This window comes from Agarivorans sp. QJM3NY_30, assembly GCF_050870855.2.
Taxonomy (GTDB): Bacteria; Pseudomonadota; Gammaproteobacteria; order Enterobacterales; family Celerinatantimonadaceae; genus Agarivorans.
On sequence record NZ_CP194038.2, the window covers coordinates 2701607 to 2725743 of the forward strand.

Annotated in this window: 18 protein-coding genes; 5 read left to right on the forward strand and 13 right to left on the reverse strand. The window is 45.1% G+C overall.

The features are described from left to right. Positions 1-9 precede the first annotated feature (9 nt). Genes fdxB through nifE form a run of 4 tightly spaced genes read right to left on the reverse strand, consistent with a single transcriptional unit; the run spans position 10 to position 3619 of the window. Entirely contained in the window at positions 10-315 is a 306-nt protein-coding gene (gene fdxB / locus ACRRSX_RS12330) for a ferredoxin III, nif-specific (RefSeq protein ID WP_432452899.1), read from the reverse strand. A 38-nt stretch (positions 316-353) separates the two neighbouring features. After that, the gene (locus ACRRSX_RS12335; protein ID WP_432452898.1) at positions 354-824 is read right to left on the reverse strand and encodes a NifB/NifX family molybdenum-iron cluster-binding protein; all 471 of its coding nucleotides are present in this window, start codon (positions 822-824) and stop codon (positions 354-356) included. A gap of 7 nt (positions 825-831) precedes the next feature. Continuing rightward, the gene (gene nifN, locus ACRRSX_RS12340; RefSeq protein WP_432452897.1) at positions 832-2211 is read right to left on the reverse strand and encodes a nitrogenase iron-molybdenum cofactor biosynthesis protein NifN; all 1380 of its coding nucleotides are present in this window, start codon (positions 2209-2211) and stop codon (positions 832-834) included. A gap of 10 nt (positions 2212-2221) precedes the next feature. Beyond that, positions 2222-3619 (reverse strand): nitrogenase iron-molybdenum cofactor biosynthesis protein NifE, encoded by a 1398-nt coding sequence (gene nifE, locus ACRRSX_RS12345; protein WP_432452896.1) that lies wholly within the window; start codon positions 3617-3619, stop codon positions 2222-2224. 385 nt (positions 3620-4004) lie between these two features. Between nifE and ACRRSX_RS12350 the strand changes: the two genes are divergently transcribed. Continuing rightward, positions 4005-4940, forward strand: coding sequence for a LysR family transcriptional regulator (locus ACRRSX_RS12350; protein ID WP_432452895.1), 936 nt, complete (start codon positions 4005-4007; stop codon positions 4938-4940). A 47-nt stretch (positions 4941-4987) separates the two neighbouring features. After that, positions 4988-5878: an EamA family transporter RarD gene (gene rarD / locus ACRRSX_RS12355; protein WP_432452894.1), complete on the forward strand. Its 891-nt coding sequence runs from the start codon at positions 4988-4990 to the stop codon at positions 5876-5878. A gap of 181 nt (positions 5879-6059) precedes the next feature. Here rarD and ACRRSX_RS12360 read toward each other — a convergent pair whose 3' ends face one another. The 4 genes from ACRRSX_RS12360 to ACRRSX_RS12375 form a co-directional block, all read right to left on the reverse strand. Next, positions 6060-7385, reverse strand: coding sequence for a D-serine ammonia-lyase (locus ACRRSX_RS12360; RefSeq protein WP_432452893.1), 1326 nt, complete (start codon positions 7383-7385; stop codon positions 6060-6062). A gap of 373 nt (positions 7386-7758) precedes the next feature. Then, the gene (locus ACRRSX_RS12365) at positions 7759-9384 is read right to left on the reverse strand and encodes a M48 family metalloprotease (protein WP_432452891.1); all 1626 of its coding nucleotides are present in this window, start codon (positions 9382-9384) and stop codon (positions 7759-7761) included. Positions 9385-9386: 2 nt separating this feature from the next. Continuing rightward, entirely contained in the window at positions 9387-9758 is a 372-nt protein-coding gene (locus ACRRSX_RS12370; RefSeq protein ID WP_432452890.1) for a hypothetical protein, read from the reverse strand. A 2-nt stretch (positions 9759-9760) separates the two neighbouring features. After that, complete coding sequence (locus tag ACRRSX_RS12375) at positions 9761-11179, reverse strand: CHASE2 domain-containing protein (protein WP_432452889.1); 1419 nt, start codon at positions 11177-11179, stop codon at positions 9761-9763. A 979-nt stretch (positions 11180-12158) separates the two neighbouring features. Between ACRRSX_RS12375 and ACRRSX_RS12380 the strand changes: the two genes are divergently transcribed. Both ACRRSX_RS12380 and ACRRSX_RS12385 read left to right on the forward strand, forming a co-directional pair. Continuing rightward, positions 12159-13121 carry a 2-hydroxyacid dehydrogenase gene (locus ACRRSX_RS12380; protein WP_432452888.1) on the forward strand — a complete coding sequence of 321 codons (963 nt, stop codon included), beginning with the start codon at positions 12159-12161 and terminating at the stop codon, positions 13119-13121. 486 nt (positions 13122-13607) lie between these two features. Then, on the forward strand, positions 13608-16505 hold the full coding sequence (locus tag ACRRSX_RS12385) for a two-component regulator propeller domain-containing protein (protein WP_432452887.1): 2898 nt from the start codon (positions 13608-13610) through the stop codon (positions 16503-16505). Positions 16506-16822: 317 nt separating this feature from the next. Here ACRRSX_RS12385 and amrA read toward each other — a convergent pair whose 3' ends face one another. Both amrA and amrB read right to left on the reverse strand, forming a co-directional pair. Further along, positions 16823-17404 (reverse strand): AmmeMemoRadiSam system protein A, encoded by a 582-nt coding sequence (gene amrA / locus ACRRSX_RS12390; RefSeq protein ID WP_432452886.1) that lies wholly within the window; start codon positions 17402-17404, stop codon positions 16823-16825. Then, complete coding sequence (amrB, locus tag ACRRSX_RS12395; RefSeq protein ID WP_432452885.1) at positions 17376-18161, reverse strand: AmmeMemoRadiSam system protein B; 786 nt, start codon at positions 18159-18161, stop codon at positions 17376-17378. The genes amrA and amrB overlap by 29 nt, the downstream gene beginning before the upstream one ends. Before the next feature lie 63 nt (positions 18162-18224). On the opposite strand from amrB, the gene amrS reads away from it, so the two are divergent. Then, the gene (amrS, locus tag ACRRSX_RS12400; RefSeq protein ID WP_432452884.1) at positions 18225-19316 is read left to right on the forward strand and encodes an AmmeMemoRadiSam system radical SAM enzyme; all 1092 of its coding nucleotides are present in this window, start codon (positions 18225-18227) and stop codon (positions 19314-19316) included. A 170-nt stretch (positions 19317-19486) separates the two neighbouring features. Here the strand turns inward: amrS and ACRRSX_RS12405 are convergent, their stop codons facing one another. The 3 genes from ACRRSX_RS12405 to nosP all read right to left on the reverse strand — a co-directional run bounded on the left by ACRRSX_RS12405 (position 19487) and on the right by nosP (position 23794). Further along, positions 19487-21142, reverse strand: a complete 1656-nt coding sequence (locus ACRRSX_RS12405; RefSeq protein WP_432452883.1) for a glycoside hydrolase family 32 protein — start codon at positions 21140-21142, stop codon at positions 19487-19489. Between the two features lie 331 nt (positions 21143-21473). Continuing rightward, positions 21474-22622: a diguanylate cyclase gene (locus tag ACRRSX_RS12410; protein ID WP_432452882.1), complete on the reverse strand. Its 1149-nt coding sequence runs from the start codon at positions 22620-22622 to the stop codon at positions 21474-21476. A 5-nt stretch (positions 22623-22627) separates the two neighbouring features. After that, positions 22628-23794, reverse strand: coding sequence for a nitric oxide-sensing protein NosP (nosP, locus tag ACRRSX_RS12415; RefSeq protein ID WP_432452881.1), 1167 nt, complete (start codon positions 23792-23794; stop codon positions 22628-22630). Positions 23795-24137: the final 343 nt, after the last annotated feature.

Below are 24137 nucleotides of genomic sequence, written 5' to 3' on the forward strand. Positions count from 1 at the left end.
TCCTATTACTTAAGCCAAACTACTCGCCGAGGTATGCGTATGACAGTTTTTGGGACAAACCTTGGCACAGGATCCACAGCCAATGCAGTCACCTTGATTATCCAATGCCATCACCATCACCACATCATCGTCATAATCATCGTAGGCGTCATCGTCTTCATCGATTTCCCGCTCCACTAAGTCAAACACATCCCGAGGACATACTTTGTAACAACGACCACAACCAATACAGACGGCTTGATCAAGATCGGTCACAAACTGTGGCTCCCAAGGCGTTCCCTCGCGGGTGAGTCCCATATGTTTACTTTCACTCATTGCTATTTCCTTTGTTAACTTAAAACACAAATGTTGGCTTACCAGGGTTCATCGAGTAGCTCGTTGAGACGTTGCTGCTGTTGCTCTGCGCAGTCATCCGTGGCACGCATCCACGGTAGTGGATGCTCAACAAACTGTTGATGCATTTCTTCCAGCAGAGCACTCAGGGGCTCGCCGGCATCCGCCATAATCCCCAAGATCCCGGCCTGCTTCAGTTGCTGCATCGCCCCTCTCCCACAGGCAGTACTAAACACTGCAGCACAGCCCTTTAAGGCGTTGACTCGTTGTTGCAGCCGTTTACTGTCGTGCCCCGGCAGGCTTGGTTCAAACTGCAAAGCCTCGATCAGTTGAATATGTTGTTCACCAAAGCCATACACCAAGAAGGTATGAGCGCTGCCAAAATGCTGGTCTAAGTGCTGTTTACTGTCGCTGGCGAAGGCGACCTTAAAGCAGTGTTCACGCTGCTGAGCATCTTCGATCACCCGCAGTTTGCGTTGTATTTGTGGCATATCGGCCTCACTGTGATTTGGTCTGTGTTTGCTCTGGGCCAAAACGGTAAGCACTCACATGGACCGGTACTTCATCTTGATGGTGACTTTTGAATAAGTTCGCCATCGCAAACAACCTTGCTCTTGCCCCTTCGTAACCCAGCTGCAATACATCACTATTGCCAAATTGATCATGACAGGGATAGCCAGCGCGCAATACCGGCACCTGAGGCTCACATAAATTGGCACAATGGGTATTGCCCACCACCATCTCAAGCACGGCTAAATCGGGTTCAAGATCAGATAAGTCGCCAACCACAATACGCTCAGCCTTGAGTTGTTTCAGAGCAGGGCTATTCATCGTGGTAACCACCAGTTTTAGTTCCGCGCCCACTTCAGACAATAAATTAGCGTAACCCTCGGCCGCATCTGGCTCCAACGCCAACGCCATCGGGCTGGCCGATAACAAAAAGTGAGTATCGAGCATTGCATCTTGCAGTCGTTGACGCTGGCGAACGATCCAGCCGGGAACGGCTTGCTTAGAAAGCTGTGATAAAATCAGCACCAGTTGGTCGGTCGCCGCCAAACCCATCGCCATGCCTAAAGGGTAACTGGGGATCTGACATTGCTTCTCTAATAAGCCTGCGGCAGCGTTCATCGATGTGCCAAACACAAGGCTGGCAACACTGGACTGCATCCGAGTTAGTTGCTCAATAGTGGTGCCGCCGGTGGAGGTCACCGAAAAATCGTCCGCTGCTAAATGACCATCGAGGGAATGCGCGATATTGGGTAAAATGATCGGCTCAAAACCAAAGGCATGGCAATAACGCTCTAGCAGTTCCAGATCGGCGCTAGTTAGTGCCACCGAACAAAATACATTCAATTGCTTACTTTGCGTTACTGGTAACTCGGACTTGTTGCTCGCCGCAGCCAGTACCTGCTCGACGCAGGACTCAAGCGCTGCGGCAAAACCGCTCTGCATCGAACCGACAAAGTCGGGGGTACTCACGGGCACAATGTAAATATGCTGATATTGAGGATATGTGGCTCGAAATTCCCGGATCACCCGTGTCACATCGCAGCCCTGCATCTCGGTTAGCCCAGTGGTCATAATCATCAGCAAGCGTGGTTGATGTTGTTCGCATAACAACAACAGTGCTTGTGCCAGATTATCATCCCCACCCATCACCGCTGCGATATGGTCAATGGCGGTATTTTGTAGCGGAATAGGCTCTCTAAAATGTTGAATTAAATATACTTTGGCAAAGGCACCGCAGCCCTGCGAACCATGCATCAAGGGAATACTGTCGGCCAGCCCCATACAGGCCAAAGTCGCCCCCGTTGCAGCACTGGTTTTCAGTGGCTGCTCCACTAAAGGACTTCGATTTTGTTCGATCACTCTGCTCATATTAGCTCTCCTACTGGCAATCGTGATGGGATTGATTTGCCCAAGGTGGTGCATCATTGACTAACTGCCATATCGGGCTCTCCAGGGTACGGCAAAGCTCTTTGGCAAAGGTCAACATCCCTTGATAACCGGCATAGGCATGTTCGCGTTCTTGGTTGATATCTAAAAACGGAAGTCGCGCCTTTAACGCGGTATACATGTTACGGCCACCAGCAATCATCAAATCGGCTTGCTGTTGCTGTGCCACATCGAGCAGCTTACGCGCGCCGCCCTCGTCAAGCATTAAGGCTTGCTCCCCCATAATGTCGACAATTCGCGCCTTATCTTCGGCTGTGGATTTTTTAGTCCCAGTCGCCACCACCTCAACGCCAAGCTCTTGCAGCGCCGAAACAATCGACCACGATTTTACCCCGCCGGTATACAGCAGCGCCTTCTTGCCCTTTAAGCGTTGCTGATAAGGGGCCAGTTGTTGGCGGATCCTCGATTCTTGCTCGGCAATTAAAGCTTCCGTTTCCGCCAGTAAGCGAGGTTCATTAATGAGTTGGGCAAATTGACGCAGCGCCGCCGAGGTATCTTCTATCCCATAAAAGCTTCCCTCAAACCATGGGATATTCCACTGCTCTTGCAACAAGCGGGCGACATTAATTTGCGCCCGCGAACACACCACCATCGCGGCGTCGGCACGGTGCATGGTTTGTATTTCGTGGTAACGCGTATCTCCCGACATACAGCTAAGCACGCGATAACCCAAACGCTCTAACAAAGGGGATACATGCCAAAATTCACCAGCAATGTTGTATTCGCCAATCAGCACAATGTCATTCACTAGACGACTCGGGTCGTGCTGCATCATCGGTTTGGCTGGCGGCTCGGCGCTGCCAACGACCTGTTTCACCATCACCTCGCCGGCAATCCGATTGCCTAAGTTTTTACTGCCATAAAAACCTGCAGCATCCACCGCCACCACCGGGATCTGCCAGCGTTGTTGCGCCAAACTGCAAATTGCGCCCACATCGTTACCTTCCAAGGCTGGCACACAAGTCACATATACAAACACTGCGGGAGGCTGATGTTTTTCCACCACGGTTTTAATCGCGTGCAATAGCCGCTTTTCGGCCCGCCCCATGATCACGTCTTGTTCATTCAGATCGGTGGTAAAGCCCAAACGAAACAAGTTACGACCCGAGGCGCGGGTACCGCGATTATTCCAACTATTTCCGGCACACGCGATGGGACCGTGCACAATATGGGCGACATCGGCGATGGGCAGCAAACTAATTTGTGCTCCATCAAAACTACAACCACCCGCAGTGGCGCCTGGGGTAGGTCGAGCACAGCCACTTTTCTCACCGCTATTATGTTCACAAGCGGGCTCGTCTAATAATTCAGCTATATCACTACGCTTCATGGCGACCTCTCATTACATTGGTTTTACTTCTGTCAGACGATACTCAGAGTGACTAAAACATCTCACATCAAGCACAATGCAACTTACAAACCAAAGTTAAAACATTGATAAATAAGTGTTTTAGATTGTAGTAAAACCGACAAAACAGCGAAGGAAGAGACAATGTGATGATGAACAAACGAATCATTTGGCTACGCAATGAGCCCCCACAAACATCAAGATAAAGCCTTAGGCCGAGGTATCGGCATCAACGCAGGGCATTATTCGTCGAAGCATGCTTGCATTATTTGCAGCAATGAACTGCAAATAACCGGTATTGTCATGCATTATTTGCAGTGCAATACTGTTATTCCTTGCTTAAACAGATGATTTGGAGATAAGACCGATGGTGACAACAAAAATTGGGACATCGACTTCATTCACGTCACAACATGCAGATGAAATAGCGGCACTGATTAGCCTGGCTCACCATCATTCATTTGCCCAGGCAGGAAAAGCCTTACGACGTCATCCCAGCATTATTTCCAAACGAATTGCAGCCATGGAGACTCGTTTAGGGATCCGCCTGGTGGAACGCTCAACTCGCCAGCTACGGTTAAGCCAAGCTGCATTAGAACTGGTTGAACAACTCAAATCTGCGCTTGATATCATTAACACCGCCGAACAAAGAGCGCTGTGCGGTGCCGCTGAGGTTGCAGGCCGATTACGCTTAGCACTCCCCGCAGAAATGGGGCGACGTTGTATCGCGCCACTATTGCCTGAATTTATCAAGATGTACCCGAAGATCAGCCTCACGGCAGATTACAGCAATCGTTTTGTCGATATTATAAGCGAGGGTTATGATGCTGCTATCCGGGTTGGCGAACTTAAGGACAGCCGACTGGTCGCCAATAAACTCGCACCCCACCGTCGCATTCTCTGCGCCAGTCCAGGCTACCTCCAGCAATTTGGAGAGCCACAGCATCCGCGAGAGCTGACTCAGCACAACTGTCTGCAATTTAGTGGCTTTAAAAGTTATCCCGAATGGCGACTGTTTCAGGGTAAACAATCAGAAAAAATAGTGGTTTCTGGAAATTTAATATCTAACGATAACGACACCCTTCTGGCAGCAGCCAAATCTGATCTCGGGATACTCTGCGCCGGAGAATGGTTGTTCCAACAAGCGATTGCTGAAGGCCAACTCATCCATATTCTTAAAGATTGGATATTGGATGGCGAAGGCGGCGTTTATTTTGTCAGAACCTCAGCTAAGTATACTCCAGCATCAGTCCAAGTCTTCAAACAATGGATTAGCGCCAAGGCAAGCTCGGGGCTGCTATAAGCGTTTCAAACGCCGTCCTGCTTATTTAAAATATTGAGGATCTAACTATGTTTCATGGCATTTTACTGTCCATCGCTTCGTCGTGCTTGTTTGCCGCTATTTATTACTATTCGACACTGCTCACGCCGCTTAATGGCGTAGAGGTGTTTGGCTGGAGAATGGCGCTTACCCTCCCCTTTGTTTCGTTATTCATGTTGATGAGTAAAGATTTGCCACTAATCAAATCTATATTTACGGCACTATTACAAAGACCAAGCCTGATCTTTGGGCTCATACTCAGCAGTTTTCTAATTGGTATTCAGCAATGGCTATTTATGTGGGCACCTTTAAACGGCCAAGCTTTAGAAGTTTCCATTGGATACTTTTTACTCCCGCTTAGCATGCTGTTGGTTGGCCGATTTATTTATCATGAACGCCTTTCTTGCTTACAGTGGCTGGCTTCGCTATGTGCGCTGTTAGGAGTCTCTCACGAAATCTATTTATTCGGGGGATTTCCCTGGGAAGCGGCATTAGTCGCCCTGGGTTTTCCTTGCTATTTTATTTTGAGACGCAAGCTAGGCACTAATCACCTCGGTGGATTTTGGCTTGATTTACTACTGATGTTACCAGTGGCTGGGTTTATTATTACTCGCCACAGTGCAACCATTACGCTTCCAAGTCATGTTGTGCTGTATCTTCTATTAATCGGGCTAGCAATTTTGAGTGCAACGTCATTTATGTTCTACATTGTTGCCAGTCGTTTGTTACCTTTGAGTTTATTTGGTTTATTAGGCTACGTAGAGCCTGTATTACTGGTTGCGATATCACTGTATCTCGGTGAGCAGATTAGTCATGCGCAATGGTTAACGTATATCCCAATATGGCTGGCGGTAGGATTGCTTACCTGCAACGGCATCCTCAAAATTTATCATGGGAAGCAACAGAGATGTTTAAACTAAACGCCAGCCCAGTATTCAGCTTTCAAGCAAGACAGCGAGAAAGCTAAGGTCACTTAGTCTGCGCAGAGAGCCTCTCGACAAGCGCTGAGTATTTGCTGGTAAAACACTGCAACAATGAATCTCCCAACAGAGATATGCGCAACGAAGCAAGCGATACTTTAAAGGAACCACGGTGTTTTGCTTAAGCGCCTAATAAAACAAGCCCCTGCTGATAATCGTTTTTGTGCTCATCAAGGGGAACTTTCTGACCACCTGTCGCCCAAATAATATGCGTCGCCTGAGACAGTTTGTCTGTCAGTTGTTCCGCCTCAAGATAAGCTTTGCCCTCGGTAAGCAAACGAGTCAAACCGGCAATGCCCGCTGTCGCAGAAGGTTCCAGCGAGATATGTTCGCTATCCTCAAACATCGTCAAATAACGATATAAGTTTTCATCGGATACGGTCACAATACCACTAAGCAAATGCATCATCATCGAGCCAACAAATGCCGATGGCCGGCCCACGGCTAAACCGTCGGCACAGGTTTGGTTATTTAAGCCAATATCCTGCACCGCGATCTTATTCTGCAAACCCGTTGCCATCCCTAATAACATGCACGGTGAATGGGTCGGCTCGACAAAAAAACAATGTACATAATCACCAAAAACCTGCTTCAGCCCAAAGGTAATGCCGCCAGGTGCACCGCCTACGCCACAGGGCAAATAAACCAAGAGCGGATGCGCTGCGTCGACAGTAATATCCTGCTCGGCAAGCTGCGCCTTCAAACGCAATGCTGCCACGCTGTAGCCTAGAAATAGCGATCGTGAATCTTCATCATCAATAAAATAGGCCTGCGCATCAGCCATCGCTTGTTCACGCCCTTGCGCCACCGCAATACTGTAGTCGCTCTGATGTTCAACAACCTGAACACCTTTACTTTTCAATAAATTTTTCTTCCACTCGCGTGCATCGGCAGACATATGCACGGTGACCTGAAAACCCAGCTGCGCGCCCATCATGCCGATGCTTAAACCGAGGTTCCCAGTGGAGCCCACCACTATTTTATGTTTGGCAAATAGCTGTTTAAATGGAGCGTCGTTAAAAACTCGATAATTATCCCCCGTCCTTAACAAGCCATTGGCTAGCGCCAACGTTTCAGCGTGCAGTAATACTTCATAAAAACCACCACGCGCCTTAATTGAGCCAGCCACCGGCAGTTGGTGGTCACATTTCAACCATAAACGCCCAGGGATCTCGAAGCCATGCCATTGTTTAAGCGCTGCTTGCATCTTAGGAATGGCTTTCAACTGGGATTCAATAATCCCTTTGGTTACCGTTGTTTCTGCAAAGACCTTCGCCAGATAAGGCGCAAAACGAGACAAGCGCTGCGACGCATCAAGTAAATCGCTCCAGTTTAAGGCGAGCTCTGCTTGGCTCTGCTGAAACAAAACTTTGTTGGAATTTAGCCAGATAATCTCTTGCTTTGACTGGAGTATGGGCACCACAGCATTCGATAGATAATCCGCCATAAAATTTAACTCCACACGAGTGCCCCGCTATTTTTTAACTCAAGCTCTTGCTCATCACAAAACAAACAAGTATTCGAATAATTACGCCATGAAAAGATTCAAAAAGATAGCCTATATTGCAGAACATAAAAACAGCTTAACTGCAACATTCCAACTTCAACTTTCAACCAGACTTGCTGCACTTCTATAGCTCTCACCAAAAAGGTATCAATGGCTAATCACAACTAGAGTAGCTAGTGGGTGGAGATGTTTAACTGAGTCCAGGTATATAGAAATAGCCATGTTTCAGAGATTAATTATCAATTATCCTCGTATATTGAACACCTGAATGACGGTTATCACAAAGGCGTTCATTTAAACTTTAGTGGCAATTCTAAATTTCAATCATTTTGGTTAATGATTCTAAAAAACCTATTTTCGAGTCTGATTTTTTAGGGATTTGTAAATCGGCGGCAACGTAGCACTGAGCAACAATATTTTCCGCATCTAAAGCTTTACACTGCTCCAAATAATGCTGTACTTCTTGTTCGCTTCCGCGCGCTTTATAGACTGAGATATATTGCGGAAGAAATGGATCACTAATTCCAATAATTTGTCGCCCTTTATTCAGAATTTCCTCCGCCTTGTCTAATTTTCCCTGTTGTCGATAGGCTTGAGCCGCCAAACTAAAGGTTTGAATTGAAGCGCTGTCCCAATTTTTAATGAGCGCTAAGTTCTGTAAAGCTTTCGATTGTTTATTTTGCCGCTCACGCACGCTATAAAATGCTAAACGAGTGTAGGCATCGTACTTGGTTACGCCTGTCGTCGCCTTTCTGGCCAACTTTTCAGCCGCCTTAATATCGCCGTATTCAAGAGCTCGAAACGCTTCAGAGGCCGCCCAATAATTTTCGAATACTTGCTTCCCTTTACCTTTTCTTAAAGCAGCATCTAAGCTTTTAGTCGTAAGATTCTGCCGCCTTTCTTTACGATATTCGCGTTTCACATATGCGGTAATATCTATCTTGCGTTCTGCAGGTGAATTATGTCGATCCGCAAATTTCTGCAACAAATTGGTTGCAGCTTCATTTGCCGCCATATATCCCACAGTCTCCCAATTTAAACCAGTTACATTCTTATTGGCTTTAGTCGCCATGGAAACAAACGACTTAAAATCTTTTTTCTTCTCTTCAAGCTGCGTTTTATTAAATACTAAACTGCTCTCTAAACGTTCCATGGTGTCTTTATAAGCCCTTGGACTGTAGCCTGCTTTTACAAGTAAATCTATACCGAGTAAGTCGGCTTCATCTTCATCAGTACGACTCATCGAAGAGCTAATAACATCTCGACTCAAGCGGTTTATTGATACACCAATTCTATATGACTTCTCAACCATCTCTTGAGATTCTCGAGAATTTCTAGCAACAATCTTGTAACCATTGGCTGTTTTACTTGAGTCCAAATCTTTGATAGTGGCGGCGGCCATCGCAACATTAGTGGCTTTGCTCACTAACGCACTTTGCTTCTCAAAGTACTCATTCGAATTCTGATGCTTTAGAAGAATATGCGAAAGCTCATGAGCAATAATAAAAGCCAACTCGTCTTCAGATTCAACATCCGCTAAAACCCCTTGAGTCACCACAATTGTATCTTGTGTCGCAAGGGCGCTGTAATTTCTATCAGCAGAAATAACGATATTCACTTTTTTTTCTAATGGTTGATCCCATTGCGCTAATAACTTTTCAAGAATCTCATTTAGATACAATTCTGCATATGGATTGACGATCAAGTTTTTGTCTGCAGCCGAACGCATTCTGGAACTTAACGAGCCCAGCTCGGCAGTTTTTTCAACTTCAGTTTCAGCTCTAATTTGTTGAGTTTGATAGTCAATATATTTACCGTCAAAAGATTCATAGGTACTACCAGTTAAACTATTCAAGCTGTTCAAATTTAAACGGCTCAAGCTATCACTAGCACACCCAAATAAAGAAGTAGCAATGATTAAAAGGAAAATAAGTCGCATATTTAACACCCTTCTCCTAAGCCAAACGAAGCAAAAGTAACTTTATCACTCGCTTTAGAAATGGTTGTTGCGGTACAAGTCACCGAAGCAATTGCTTTCATATTAAGTTCGACTTCTGTGATATGTACCCACTTTTCCTCTCCATCATCCTCAAACATCAACATACCTTCCTTTTTATCATATTTTTTTACAGGGATGGCTTGTTTTGTCGCATCAGGCAAACTGCTTTTAGCTACATCGATACAGTCAAATTCAGAGCTACATATCTCAACTTCATCAAGCAAAAAATCGATTATCAATACACGGTCATTCTTCGCGTAAGAGGACAACGAGGTTGCGCTTAATATAAGTCCAATCAACAGTACTTTAGACATTGTCATAGATGCTCCTTTATCTTGCGTTTTATTATTGAAATTTGGGGGAATTTCTTTCTAAACTTATTGAGTATTGTTAGATATTTCTGGCATTTATTTTTCATGCTCTCGAACAAATAAAATAAAAAAATAGGTAAATCAAAAAATATAATGAGGATTAATCCGTACCAATTGGGCGCACCAACCTTAAGAATAAACTGAGAAATAAGTACTGAACTCAAAATAATGAATAAGATAATAAAGGCAGGCATCAAACCCGAAATAATTTGTTTTCGCGTGTCTAACTTCTGCTTTTGCTCCAAATGAGTATACCGATACCAAATGACTAAAAATAAGGTGCTTATTTGCACCACTATTTCTAGCATATCGGCAATACTTAACTTAAAGAATCCAGTCGCACTTGGAACTCGCCAATAGTCATCTTCTAAAGTCATTAAATTATCTAAAGCCATTGCATGATAGAACACTCCTGGCAGTGTCCCATGTACTGGAGACCGAACAATATCAACGCCACCTGATAAATCATAACCAATCATGATAACTCGATCTTTGATAGCGTCATTTAGAGGAGCAGACTTAACAGCCCCTGATTCAAATAACCGAGTGGCAGACAAAGTAAGGAATGGAGGACAGCGTTCCCGCAATTGTTTATCCAGTTCTTGATCACTTCGTAGGCCCTGTGTCAAACTTAAAAAAGTAATATTGATAAACTGTTTGAACCGACTCATATGCTCTGGAATGCAGTTTTTTATGTTGTCGTAATCAATCTGATTAAGCGCCGATTTATTACTCCATTGTACGATCATAGGATCTAAATATTGAGACTGTTCCGCAGGGGAGCATTGAGATGTAATTCGACACCATGACTTGTATAAAGCCAACGCAGGAGTATCCATGCGCTGTTGCTGCCAATCAACAGATAGAGGGTAGTAATGCTGATAACCACTCCACGATACCGCTGTCAGTTGACTAACTGCTGAAATCTTGTGGCGTAATGAATCTGGATCATTTAGAACCGCTGCCGTATCATATTCCGTATCACTTGCCATAAACACCGGAAAGGAGCGAGAGTTAAGCGTTTTAAGCCATTTGTTGAGTCGAGAAGAATGTTCATGGTGTTGTAAAATGTCAAAAAAAACAGATTGTGGATGGTGAGCACTGATAACTTTTAGAAGTCGTGAAAGCGTGGCGTAATTAACAGGATAAGTTTCAATTTGTTGTAAGAATTCATCATCTAACAAAACAACTGTGATATCTTTTGATACCGTTTGACTATAAAACGGTGACCACATTCGAAGAATATGATCTTCATAATGCTTTTCCGCAGCATTTCTTATACCTAAAGGGTCAACGATAAAGACCAATAAGATAAATACTGTTGTAAGAACTGCGCGAGTGAGCACATTTTTATTAAGGGTCATGCCGTATTAACTCTAAACTTCCGTTGTTATTCACCCCATTTCAGACTATTCATTTAATCTGAATGTGCAGCACATATATCACACGAATACATCCACCTGTAATTAATTATTTACAAGCTTACAAATTTTAATGCAACAATTATTTGTAAAATAATTGCTTAGGTCAATAATTTTCTTATGCATTTAGATAGTTAACTCATTTCATCATTCAACATTCCAGTATCAATCTTGGTTCAAGTGCAAACAAGTTGATATGGAAATCCCTATAGAACTAGCAGTGAAACTAGGATGCCCCCAAGCAAAATTGATGATCAAACACATTGTTTATGAGCAAACTACAAAAGTTAATCTCTGCATATATGCCTTTAAAATATTTAATTGTTGAGTGAAATTCACTCCAATTTTGAGCTGAAAACTTAGCCGCTATACCGAGTCAAAGCCCCCCAATGGTACTTCCCAAATACAACGCTAACCTGTCTAATGCAACTGCAAGACGACATCAAGCAAACATATGCAATGCTCAACTAAAACCCAGTACATAGACAACTAGCGACAAAGTAGTCACTTTTATTTTGCCGTTCAAAGCGACCTTTCAAAGACGCGAAGATAAAACTTTCGACAACGTCACTATCAACAAGTAACAACATTTAGCCCAATGGACAGCCTAAATATCGTTACAATATGACGAGTCAAATCGAGAAACCTAACAAAAACCCCCCATAGATCAAAGCGTCATAGTGTCGACAACCTAAGCTCCAAAGGAACACTGCATATCGTTCCTACGGACAAACATTTTTTTATTCACAGACGTTAGCTCACATCCCTCACACAACAAAATCTATTATACCTCGGTCACTCTGCCGCTTTATTGTTATATCAATGGCATGAATCAGCTGAAAGCGGCAAGAATTGGAGTTAAACTCGGTGATTTATCCAGTCGCACTAAAAAATTTATCCATTTGGACAAGGGATTTCTGTCATGAACACCATCGCTTTTATTCACAACATCGCTGCCGAAGAAGAAAAGCAGTGGCTACTTAAATTCGAAACGCTGTTACCCAATGAAAGCATTGTATTAGCCACAGATTTAAGCGATGAGCAAGCCCAGCTTGTCGAAATAGCCATCGTTGCCAACCCAAATGTCGATCAACTAAAGCGCTTTCCTCACTTAATCTGGGTGCAAAGTTTGTGGGCAGGTGTTGAAGCACTAGTTAGCGGCTTTCGAAGCTTCAATCACGACAAAGAAACATATCAAACTCAATTGGTAAGGCTCATCGACCCGTTTCTTGCCGACACCATGGCCGAAGCCGTATTAACTTGGAGTTTGTATTTATATCGCAATATTCCAGACTACATCGCTCAACAAAGACAAGGGATTTGGCGCCCAATCCCCAGCCCTTCAGTGAATACCGTACAAGTATCCATCTTAGGAGCGGGTAAACTTGCAAGCGCTTCGATGAAAGCCCTTGTTCATCAAGGTTTTACGGTAAATAGTTGGAGCCGAAGTCACAAAGAGATTGCCCATGTAACCCACTATTCGGGAGATGACGGTTTAGCTGCTATTCTTCAAAAAACCCAGATATTGATCTGCCTCCTCCCTCTCACCGATCAAACCCATCATTTACTCAACCAACAAACCTTAAACCTTTTGCCGAAAGGTGCCAAACTGATAAACTTCGCAAGGGGTGGCATTATTAACCACCAAGATTTACTAGCAATGTTAGATTCCGATCACTTATCACACGCCGTCTTAGACGTGTTTGAACAAGAACCTCTAGAAGTAAACAGTCCTTTTTGGTATCACCCCAAAATATCGGTATTACCGCATATATCCGCCACAACCAATATAGACACCGCCTCTCAAATTGTCGCGAACAATATCCACACCTATAGAAAAGACGGCCTTATTCCTGAATCAGTTGATTTGATAAGAGGATACTAGCTGTCGTTGATTTTGCTCAAATACAGCAAATATTATCAAAGATACGGCGTTTCCAATGGCCTCTTATCGCTGTTAGGGCAAGTAACTAGTTAAAAGTTTCGTCGGTGAATCTTGGCCAACAATTCAGAAATTGAAAAATTTTAAAGTACGACAATTAAGCTTTTATTCATTATTATTACGTAATATTATTTCAGATTTTTTAGTATTGGCCGATATGAAGAACTTATAATATCTGACCGCTAAGTCAAAAATGTAAGGCCGCTTTATGTGCTGTTTTAGGTCAAAATGATTTCAACACAAATCTTTACTCGAGACGATGAACTCTCACGGAGTGGCTCTCGTGAGTCTATCTATTTGAATGAATATGGAAATAATAATGTTTGTGGCATGCTGTGTTATCCCTCGTTCCTTCATCTCCAAGTGGCCCGATGTCTACTCTCGTGTTGTCCTCACCAACATATCGATTGGTGAAGGATAATTTTATTTATGTTAGATATTCGTATAGCTTGGCTTATTTGTTTTGCCATTCTCTCTACCTTTAGTTTCACCAGTCATGCTACGGCACTCAAGTTGGCTGATTATTATACCGATGTATGGACCTCGGTTGATGGACTGCCGCATAACAGTATTAATGCGATTACTCAAACCGACGATGGCTATTTGTGGTTTGCCACTTGGGAGGGTGTGGCTCGTTACGATGGCTTACATTTTACCTTATTTGGTAGAGGTGAAACGACAGGCATGAAAGATTCCGGCACGCGCACCCTGGTCGCGGATAGCAACAATAGCCTTTGGCTTGCGGGTGCCAGAGGCAGCATGGCGCTGCGCAAAGGTTACCAATGGTCAAATCAAGCCAATGCCGCCAGCTTAGTGAATCATGCACTGGTGGATCAGCATAAAAATCTATGGATAGCGGTTGAAGGTCTGGGGGTTTATTATCGAGCGCGAGGCAAAGATGGAAACTACTTACCGGATGTTCATATACTCTCTGGATTTAGTGCCTATCACTTGGCCCAGTCTAGTTCTGGCGACATTTTTGCGGCCACCGATAATGGACTCTATCGAGTCACACCAAAAAGCTACCATAAACTCGAGTTGCCCTTATTAGGCGATCGAACTCGGGTTTATTCTCTGGCTTTCGATCATCAAGACCGGCTGCTGTTAGCATCGAATCATGGACCTTGGCGCTATGATGGCCAACAATTTACTCGACTGAATAACACCTTAGATCATGTAATTACCACCGCAATTATCGAAGACCGTGAGGGTAATATTTGGTTTGGAACCTCCACTCAAGGCGTAGGACGGATTGCAAATCATCAGCTTGAATTTAAAAATGCCAACAGCGGCTTACCACATAATCGAGTGATCTCGCTATTTGAAGATCAAGAAGGCAGTATTTGGGTTGGCACCAATGGCGGCCTGATACGATTTAGGAATGCGGCATTTCAATCATTCACGGAACAAGATGGGCTGATCGGCAATTACGTTCGAACGGTATTGCCAATTAATTCAAAGCAAGTGCTAGTTGGAACCAGTCAGGGCTTAAGCCTACTCGAAGATGGTCAGGCCATGGCAGCCACGCAAGACCCCGTTTCTCGGCAAGGCATATTAAGCCTTGCTAAGAATCATCAGGGGGGAGCTTATGTTGGTACCTACAGAAATGGAGTTTATCAATGGCAAAACCATCAGCTACAGCAGCTTTGGAATGAGGATTCAGGACTGCCACATAATGAAGTCCGCGCCTTACTCAAAGATAGCCATAACAACCTATGGATTGGCACCCCCAATGGCTTAGTCAAAGTAAAACCGCAAGGCGAAATGCAGTATTTCACCAAGCAAAATTCTAATTTACCCGATAATTATATTCTAGCCATCGCTGAAGATGAATTTGGCAAAATTTGGGTTGGTACTGGAGTTGGCTTAGCATTTATTCGAGACGATAAGGTATCAAATGTTCCAATTAACAACTTGGAGCAAGCGCAATATGCTTTCGGCTTTTACCTTGAGCCTGGTTATGTATGGATAGCAAGCGACCGCGGGATCATTCGCTACCAGCAACACACCCAACAAATGGGTCTGGTTGGCCGCCCAGCAGGGCTTCCCATTGATAAGTTTTTTCAAATCGTGAACGACCAACAGGGCAGCCTGTGGCTTTCGAGTAATCGAGGACTATGGAAAATCAGCTATCAGCAGGCTCATTTAGTCGCGAGCGGTCAGCAAAAACAAATTAATTTTGAGCTATACAGTGAAATAGACGGCATGGCGAGTAGCCAAGCCAATGGTGGTTCCAATCCTGCGGCGGCAATCACTGAACAAGGCCAGCTACTCTTCGCCTCGGCTAAGGGTTTAATAAGTATCCAACCGCAAGATTTAGCGATATTCTCTGCTCACCCGCTACCGGTGACGATAGATTCGATTCAATTTGACAGTCAATCCATCTCTCCCGATACCCAATCGATAGCCCCTGCAGGAACCAACTTGGTTCGTTTTATTTATTCAGGTTTAGGCTACGTTATGCCCAAGCGCTTGCAGTTCAGAACCAAACTGGAAGGATTTGACCGTGAATGGTCATACCGCGGGACTCAACGAGTGGCAGAATTCACCAACCTTCCGCCAGGAAGCTATCGCTTTCTGGTCAGCGCTCGTTACCCTTATGGGGAATGGAACGATAGCAACTTCATCTATCAGTTTAAAATTGAACCCTTGTTTTGGCAACGTAGAGAGATTCAGGCCTTATTGGCTTTGTTACTGCTGTTGGTGATTGGTGGCATGGTCTATTTCCGGATTTATTTACTCAAACGCAATGAAGAACGTTTGACTGAACAAGTGGAAATACAAGTCAAAGCATTGCGAGAACAATCCGCACAATTCGAGCGTTTATCGAACGAAGATGCATTAACCAAACTTCCCAATCGACGAGCCTTCGATGCCAATTTAAGCGCTCAATTTAGCCAGTGTAGTCAGCAACAGCAGACCATTAGCTTGGTGGTGCTGGACATCGACCATTTTAAATCGATTAACGACAACTACTCCCACTTGGTGGGCGATAAAGTGATTCAAGCATTAGCCACCACCTTAGTCGACTATGTGGGTGACACAAACAAAGTCGCACGCTGGGGCGGTGAAGAATTTACTATCCTTTATTTGGGCAACCAGCAACAGGCAAGAGATTATTTTCAAGCGCTATTACTGCAGATTCAGGCGATGACCTTAGATGCGCTGAAAGGTAAACGCAATATTACCGTGAGCATGGGAATTTGTGATAGTGATCATTGTGATGATTACAGCTCGCTGCTGAAATTAGCGGATCACGCTTTGTATCAAGCCAAACACAAGGGGCGTAACCGTATCGAAATTTATAATAACAACCAACCACAGTGAAAATTCCTATTGAATCAGTCACTGATAGTTTGCAAACCGCCGCGATGTATTTGCATTAAAAATCGCTAATTCACATTAACCTTGAATGCCTCTGAACTATCGGGTGATGACTGAAACTCGTCAGCTTGGTTTGGTTATCAAATGTTCAGCTATACCTGCTTAATACCAATCTGATTGATTATATAATCAACTCATTGCGCAGAATTAGTCTGCCGATACCCAGGCATGAAGCGCAGTCACTGGTGGCTCTATACAAGATACCATAACCAGTTAGCCGTGATTGAGGCCTGTAAGTGACCCGCTGTGTTCTCAGGCTGTTACTCACCAAACTCTAGAACCTGAAACTTGAAGCAGCGCATCTTCTCAACTGGACTATTGAGCGACCATCCACCTTTGCGTTTTAACTGCTGAATGAAGTCATTGGAGTTTGGCAGCTGTTGCCACACTTGCGGTAAAAACACCGCTCGTTTGTTACCTTGCGCCAAAATAAGGCCATCCTGATTGGGGCGAAGTCGCGCGATTAATGCGGCTTCATTCAACTGAGGCGGAAGCGCTTGGCTTGGGCTTAAAATAGAGATACTAATATGAATGAGTGGCAACTCTTGTAGCGTCAGTGGTGCAAATCTGAGATCTTCAAAAGCGGCCTGATAAGCGTGTAAGGCAACATCCTGAACCAGCGCTTGATAAGCTTCTAATGTACCAATGCAACCTCGGAGTTGCGCATTTTTGTGCAAAGTCACAAAGCTTGCCGCCGGCGCCTGAAGGATTGTGGGATATTGCTCAGGCTCGGCTTGCCAGCGCTGCTGCTCACTCAGATAGTGCTCAATCGCATATCGAGCAACTTTCAGTAGCGCTTGTTGATGCTCGCGCTTAATGCTCGAAAAACGCAATACTGGCATAACCCACCACCCTTTGATGATCCTTCGTTACATCCCCTGAATTGCCTTTCGCCACTAATTTTGCTTGCAGCTGATGCTGCCTGGCCGCTGCTAAAAATCCATTAATAACCTGGTAACCACAGGCTTGTTCCCCCTGCAAACCGCCCTGCCCTGAGATGATATTTTTAAGAGTAGCCTCATCGCTCAAACGGGCATCTCGGTAAGATAAAAAGTGGCTTAAATCGCTGCTGATCACCAGCAAGGTTTGAGGATCTGAACAAAACACCTCAAACAGAGCCGCCAGTTGCGCCGGTGCGACATCCCCCACCACCAATGGCACAATGGCAAATTGCGCTAAACAAAGCTGCAAAAAAGGCAGCTGTACTTCAATCGCATGTTCCAGACGATGTGCTTCATCAGAGCAATGAACAAAATCGAACTGAGTTAATGCAGATAAGCAATGTTGCTCAACTGGCAAGCTTCCCAAGGGGGTTTCAAACTGTTCCGCCGACGAAATGGCCACCCCTGCCAGTGGAACCCGATGATTCGGGCCGGCGATAAGCACTCGGCGAAACGCTGGTTGGTGATTGACTAAATATCGGTAAGCAGCGGCGGCAATTTGTCCCGAATATTGATAACCAGCGTGGGGAACCAACAACGCCTTCGGCCGAGCCGACTCTGAATGCGTCGCTAACAACCAGGGGCTAAGCTGTTGTTTGATATGCTCAGCACCAGCGGGATAAAACTGTCCAGCCACGGCTGCGGGTCGACTTTTCATCGCTCAATTCCGCTTATTTCAACTAAAGTTAAGTATAGTTCAGTCCGTTACGGTGAAGCGCTTATGGCAAGTCAATATAGTCCTCCTGAGTACTTTCCCACTCAGTATTGGCAGCAATTAGACGATGGCCGAATACAATGCGATGTTTGCCCCCGGCATTGCCAACTACGCCAAGGAAAACGTGGCGTCTGTTACATTCGAATGAATCATCAGCAGCAAATTGTGCTGACCTCTTATGGTCGCTCCAGTGGCTTTTGTATCGATCCGATTGAGAAGAAACCCTTAAATCATTTTTATCCCGGCTCTGCGGTACTATCTTTTGGCACCGCTGGCTGTAACTTGGGCTGCAAGTTTTGTCAAAACTGGGATATCAGTAAGTCACGCCAAATGGATACCCTCGCCGACTCCGCCATGCCAGACGCTCTGGCCCAACTGGCACAAAAATATGGCTGTAGCGGCATTGCTTTCACCTACAACGATCCGGTGATTTTTCTTGAATATGCCGTGGATGTAGCGCAGGCCGCAAAAGCCCTTGGTTTGCAATCCATCGCGGTTTCCGCTGGTTATATTTGTGCTGAACCAAGAGCTGAATTGTTTACTCACATGGATGCTGCAAACATCGATTTAAAAGCCTTTCGCGAACCCTTTTACCGAAAAGTATGCAGTGGCCACCTGACGGATGTATTGGATACGCTGCTATACCTTAAACATGAAAGCCATGTGTGGTTTGAGCTAAGCACCTTACTGATCCCCGGAGAGAATGACTCCAATCAAGAGCTACAACAAATGTGCGCCTGGATAGCTGAGCACTTGGGCGCTGATGTCCCGATCCATTTCACCGCCTTTCATCCTGACTTTAAGATGCGAAATAAAACCCAAACCCCCATCACCACCCTGTTAAGAGCAAGAGAAATAGCCCTTAACCATGGACTTCACTATGCCTATGTGGGAAATATCTACGACCCGTCCCACGAAAGCACCTATTGTCCCGGCTGCGGCAACCTATTATTGGAAAGAAATTGCTATCAACTGGGAAAATACCGGCTCAACTCGCAAGGCCTCTGCCCCGATTGTGGCACAACTATCGCGGGGGTCTGGACGGAGCACTGTGGCAGCTTTGGCCGCCGTCGGATCCCGCTGCGGCTGGGAAACTAGACGGAATGCCATTTAACAAAGGTGCCGCTCCTCCCGTTTCCCACCTGGCTTGCCCAAGCATGAGCTGAAGCGCCGAGATGGTTTAAAGGCTCAACCCGACACGCGTAAACTTGAGAGCCTTTTATTTCAGCATACCATACCACTCAAAGATGAGTGCTATTGCAGCAGTCTTATCGGCCCATCACTGGTTTGGCTAAGGTCCAGTATTTGATGGGCTGCCATGGCATCGGCTGGGTTGCGCTCAGTTTTAAGCGACTATCTCCCGGCTCAGTAAACACCACCGCGGTCATCACAAACTCTCCATCATTAATAAAAATTTCAATGGAAGACTGATCGACCAATATTTGCAGTTTTACATCCTGTTGGTTGGTCATGTCCAGCTCGCGAGTTTTTTCGCCGTCGGTAGGCAGAGCCCCGCTCCTATCCAGTACAATTTTCTGCCGCAGGCCGTCTAAGCTAAAACGACAGTAGCTTTGATCATCGCTCATAAAGTGCAAATCAACAGCGCCCTCCGTCAGCCAGCTCAAATTCATTTGCAGTTCAAAACTTCGGCCTTTGGGGAGAGTTATCTGCTGTTCAGCGGCCACGCTTAACTCAAAATCTTGATAAGCACTGCGTAAGGCCTGTAATTCGCGGGCAGGACGTTGATAAAGTTTACCATCTTCAAAACTCAGTTCCCGAATACAAGTCAGTTGATGTAACCAACCCTGCGCCTTTGTCGGGTGTTGATTCTCATCGGGAAGCCCCATCCACGCCACTAATAAGGCGCGACCATCGGGGCTTTTTCCCGTTTGCATCGCATAAAAATCGAAACCATAATCAAGTCTTGAGAAGCCATCTAAATGCAGTTCATCTTGCGGATCCAGACTGGCCTTCAGATAACCATTATGATGGTCGATTTGATAGTGAGGACTGTTAGAGGCGATGCCTTGTGGGCAAATAATCGCAATCAGCTGCCCGTCAACTTCAATCAAGTCAGGGCATTCCCACATATAACCAAAATCACCGAGCTCGTCACCAAATATCCCGGCAAACTCCCAATGATGCAGATCGGCTGAACGATAGCTCGCCAGACGCCCTAAACCAGAGGTCAACTGAGCCCCAACAAACATCAACCAATTATCGCCATTACGTATAATTTTAGGATCACGACAATGAGCGGTTACCTGAGGCGGTAAGTCCTCAATAACTGGCCCCTGTTTGCGAAAGTTGAAACCATCTGTTGAAGTCGCTAGGCATTGATAAGTCATTCGTTGTCGCTGCTCACCAATCCGTACATTACCGGTATAAAAAATCATCAATTGTTCGTCATGCACAATGCAATGACCTGAATATACGCCATGGCTATCAAACCAATCACTGGGCATCAGAGCAATCGGATGCTCTATCCAATTCACTAAATCGGTACTAGTTACATGTGCCCAAGCAATGCGCTTATCCTCACAATCGGGGCTGAGCACATAAAACAAGTGGTAAGCCCCTTGAAAATAAACAAAAGCATTCGGATCACCGAGAAAGCCTTGCTCGGCAGAAATATGCCAAGTTGGCCGATACGATGAAGAAACAGGTGCCGTTTTTTCTTGAAGCTGTTTTCGCAAGTTTGTATCCACAATACTACCGAGTATTTGCCATTGCTGAGTTGATAAGGGAGGCGCGGGTTGCCAAACGATTTGCTCTTGTGGTGCATTAAAAGTAAGAGGGAGCGAAGAAACCATCCTTAACTCTGGGTCAACTAGCTCCGCAATTAACAAGTTATGAACTTTTTGGATCCGTTGTAGATTATCTTTGCCACCACAAGCAACGATCAGAGGCTCAAGCATGTCCATCTCACAACCTTATTATAAAAACATATTATTAAGCTTAATTTTATAACAAATCAGGGAAGCCTGTCTGTAACTGTATATTTATTTATCGCAATATTGATACACCCGCGACACTTAAGCTTAAGTGTTAATTTTACCGACCTTGCCTGCCGATGATTGGAATGTGTCACGCAATAGATTAAGTCAAACAGTGAGCCACTTGGGAGCAAGCATCGTGTATTCAACAAGACTGGGCAGAAACCAACTTTGCTTGCTGATAAAAGTCACTCGCAGTCTGAGGCTCTCTGCTAAGCTTGGCTTGGCTGTTTTCCATTCATCTGACAAATTCACTATTTTAGCTCGACTCATTTCGAGAACAAAACACCACGGTATTACGCCCCTTCGCCTTTGCCTGATACATCGCAACGTCGGCACATTTAAGGATATCCTGTTCAGCCACTTCTAGGCCAACAAACAACGCAACACCAATACTTGAGCTGCAGTGATGTTCAATCTTGGACGCTTGTTTGCCAGCTTTTCGCTGCTGAATCAAGTAAGGTTTAGCCAACGCTTCGCGAATTTTTTCGGCGACCTGAGCAGCCTGATTGACCGCACATTGACGATTACAATGTAATTCATTCAACATCACCACAAATTCATCTCCCCCCACCCGTGCAACCGTATCCATTGCTCGGACACTTGCACTAATACGTCGACCCACTTCAATTAACAATTCATCACCCACTTCATGGCCAAAACGGTCATTGAGTGGTTTGAAATTATCCAAATCTAAAAACAGTAAAGCCGTATAAAGACGACTGCGCTCGCTGGCAAGCATCGTCTGAATCAAGCGCTGATGTAATAATCGACGGTTTGGCAATTGGGTTAATGTATCTTTAAATGCCAGCTCACGGATCTCTTCTTCGGCCTTTTTCTGCTCGGTAACATCTTCCGTGATCCCCATAATTCTGAGCACATCTCCAAAATTGTTTTTGATCGGAACAAAACAAGACTTCAAGGTGTCGAGATAAGCCGCAATGGGGTGAAATACAAAGTGAACAATTTCCCCCTGATAAGCTCTTTTCAACAAGTCTGCCACTCGCGCTCTATCAGCAAAACTTATAAAGTTTAAAAAGGAACAACCTATCACTTGCTGTTCCTGCTGCACATGAAGCATCCGCAACCCGGCTTTACTCATCGATGTAACTTTGCCACCCATATCGATTTCATGAATACATACCGGGGAGTTATCCAAAAACAAACGGTGATTACGTTCATTTTCGCGTAACACTCGATTAATTTTTTCGTTCTCTTTTAGCGCGGCTTCTAATTGGCGGGTGCGCTGACGCACTTGTTGCTCTAACGCGGCGGCGGTCTGAAATAAATAAAATCCCGAATTTCGTTCTACAGCGCTGGCGTCACACTCTGCGCGATCCATTAAAGACTCGACCATTTTGTTTAAACGGATCACCTCCGCCTGTAAGTCTGCATATGAAGGAGACAAGAGTTTCACCATGACTGACTGTTTTCCGCGTTCTGAGAGGTCGAACCAATCGCAATACCAGTTAAAGTCTGGTTCATATGGACACCGTAATATTGTTCGCCGTAGCTGTTAAAGCCGATAGCATGGTGTGCATCGAGTTGTTCGGCGATTAAAAGATTAATGCCTTTCTCAACAGCTTCCAATCTGCGTAGAATACAATCACACACGATCACCAGTTGGATAGAACCAAGCTTTTCGGTCATGCACTCCAAGCTGTGCCTTACATTCTCAAGCATGTGTCCGCTCTCCCCAATTCTAAAGACAACGCCCTCTTCGATGGCACCAAAGAACGACAAACTGCCATCGGGGTTAACCTTCTGAATGGAACGGACATACTCGCAAGTACCAATTAACACCACCATCGGGGACGCGGCAAACACTGCACTATTCAACTGGTGTTCCGCCACTCCGACCAATCTCGCGTACTCAGAAGCGGCTGGAAATCCATTAATCTCAATAACTCTGCGGCTTTGGGTATCGGCTTTGGTGACCACCAAACGTTCGGTATTACCAACAAAGTGATGGGTGGTAAATACAATGAAAGGCAAGCGAGTGTGAACGACCATCAGCACCGCGCTATTAACATGAAACTGCCCTTGGAAAAACACATAAGTATTGCTGTACCGTTGATCATCAGCTGCAGAGCCACCCAGCGAGACAATCTCTCCCAAGGCATCTTGTAGGGCATGCGCCACCATTTCTTCCTGTTTGGACAAACCATCAATCAACATGAATGCAAAGCTATTCGCCGCATCAAATTTCGGCTCTTTACTTTTGAGTTGCTGCAATAAGCTTTGCACACACTGATGCCCCTGATTGCGCTCAAAGTTTTGCAAATCATTGAGTAAGCCGCACGCGACGGTAAAATGATCTGCGGCAAAGCTAACGCCAACTAGACTATGTTGCAAAAGACCAACAGGGCCTATTTCACCAGCAGTGGTACACCCCATCACCTGAATGCCTCGAAACCAGCGGTTCATCTCCTGGCTTAAGCGTTCAAGGTCATATTGGCTAGAACAAAAAAATAGCACGAGAGACATATCAGGCTGCTTCACAGCTTGATAAAATTCGGCAGCGGCTACAGCCGCGTCGACGGCTTGCGATTGCCCTAAATTAACATTTTTTATCTTCATGTAGCACACCTATATTACTCGCGTTTGTCAAATAAGCTTGGGACCGCAGCAGAACCGCCGACTACAGGTTATTTTTAATTAAGTATATACAAGCATTAGCATTTCAGTTAATTTTCAGACAATAGATAAGTCGACTTTTAGCTCGTTTTTTTAACCTCATCTCCCCCTGACATGAATCTTGCGCAGCACCAGCGTGCGTGACAACTTAATCGGTTTTTACGAAATTTAGTATAGGTACTGCCGCCAGAAAATGACTGAACACTCAATGCAGCAACAATGCAGTTAGCAACAAATAGCGCTTTTTTCATAAAACAGAGCTGTGTAAACTGGTGACTTGGCGCCA

Coding starts and splice junctions, on each gene's coding strand:
- fdxB (WP_432452899.1), bottom strand. CDS start 315: ATGAGTGAAAGTAAACATATGGGACTCACCCGCGAGGGAACGCCTTGG.
- amrS (WP_432452884.1), top strand. CDS start 18,225: ATGGCAAGTCAATATAGTCCTCCTGAGTACTTTCCCACTCAGTATTGG.
- amrA (WP_432452886.1), bottom strand. CDS start 17,404: ATGCCAGTATTGCGTTTTTCGAGCATTAAGCGCGAGCATCAACAAGCG.
- ACRRSX_RS12350 (WP_432452895.1), top strand. CDS start 4,005: ATGGTGACAACAAAAATTGGGACATCGACTTCATTCACGTCACAACAT.
- nosP (WP_432452881.1), bottom strand. CDS start 23,794: ATGAAGATAAAAAATGTTAATTTAGGGCAATCGCAAGCCGTCGACGCG.
- ACRRSX_RS12335 (WP_432452898.1), bottom strand. CDS start 824: ATGCCACAAATACAACGCAAACTGCGGGTGATCGAAGATGCTCAGCAG.
- amrB (WP_432452885.1), bottom strand. CDS start 18,161: ATGAAAAGTCGACCCGCAGCCGTGGCTGGACAGTTTTATCCCGCTGGT.
- ACRRSX_RS12365 (WP_432452891.1), bottom strand. CDS start 9,384: ATGCGACTTATTTTCCTTTTAATCATTGCTACTTCTTTATTTGGGTGT.
- ACRRSX_RS12375 (WP_432452889.1), bottom strand. CDS start 11,179: ATGACCCTTAATAAAAATGTGCTCACTCGCGCAGTTCTTACAACAGTA.
- ACRRSX_RS12405 (WP_432452883.1), bottom strand. CDS start 21,142: ATGGACATGCTTGAGCCTCTGATCGTTGCTTGTGGTGGCAAAGATAAT.
- nifN (WP_432452897.1), bottom strand. CDS start 2,211: ATGAGCAGAGTGATCGAACAAAATCGAAGTCCTTTAGTGGAGCAGCCA.
- rarD (WP_432452894.1), top strand. CDS start 4,988: ATGTTTCATGGCATTTTACTGTCCATCGCTTCGTCGTGCTTGTTTGCC.
- ACRRSX_RS12360 (WP_432452893.1), bottom strand. CDS start 7,385: ATGGCGGATTATCTATCGAATGCTGTGGTGCCCATACTCCAGTCAAAG.
- nifE (WP_432452896.1), bottom strand. CDS start 3,619: ATGAAGCGTAGTGATATAGCTGAATTATTAGACGAGCCCGCTTGTGAA.
- ACRRSX_RS12385 (WP_432452887.1), top strand. CDS start 13,608: ATGTTAGATATTCGTATAGCTTGGCTTATTTGTTTTGCCATTCTCTCT.
- ACRRSX_RS12380 (WP_432452888.1), top strand. CDS start 12,159: ATGAACACCATCGCTTTTATTCACAACATCGCTGCCGAAGAAGAAAAG.
- ACRRSX_RS12370 (WP_432452890.1), bottom strand. CDS start 9,758: ATGTCTAAAGTACTGTTGATTGGACTTATATTAAGCGCAACCTCGTTG.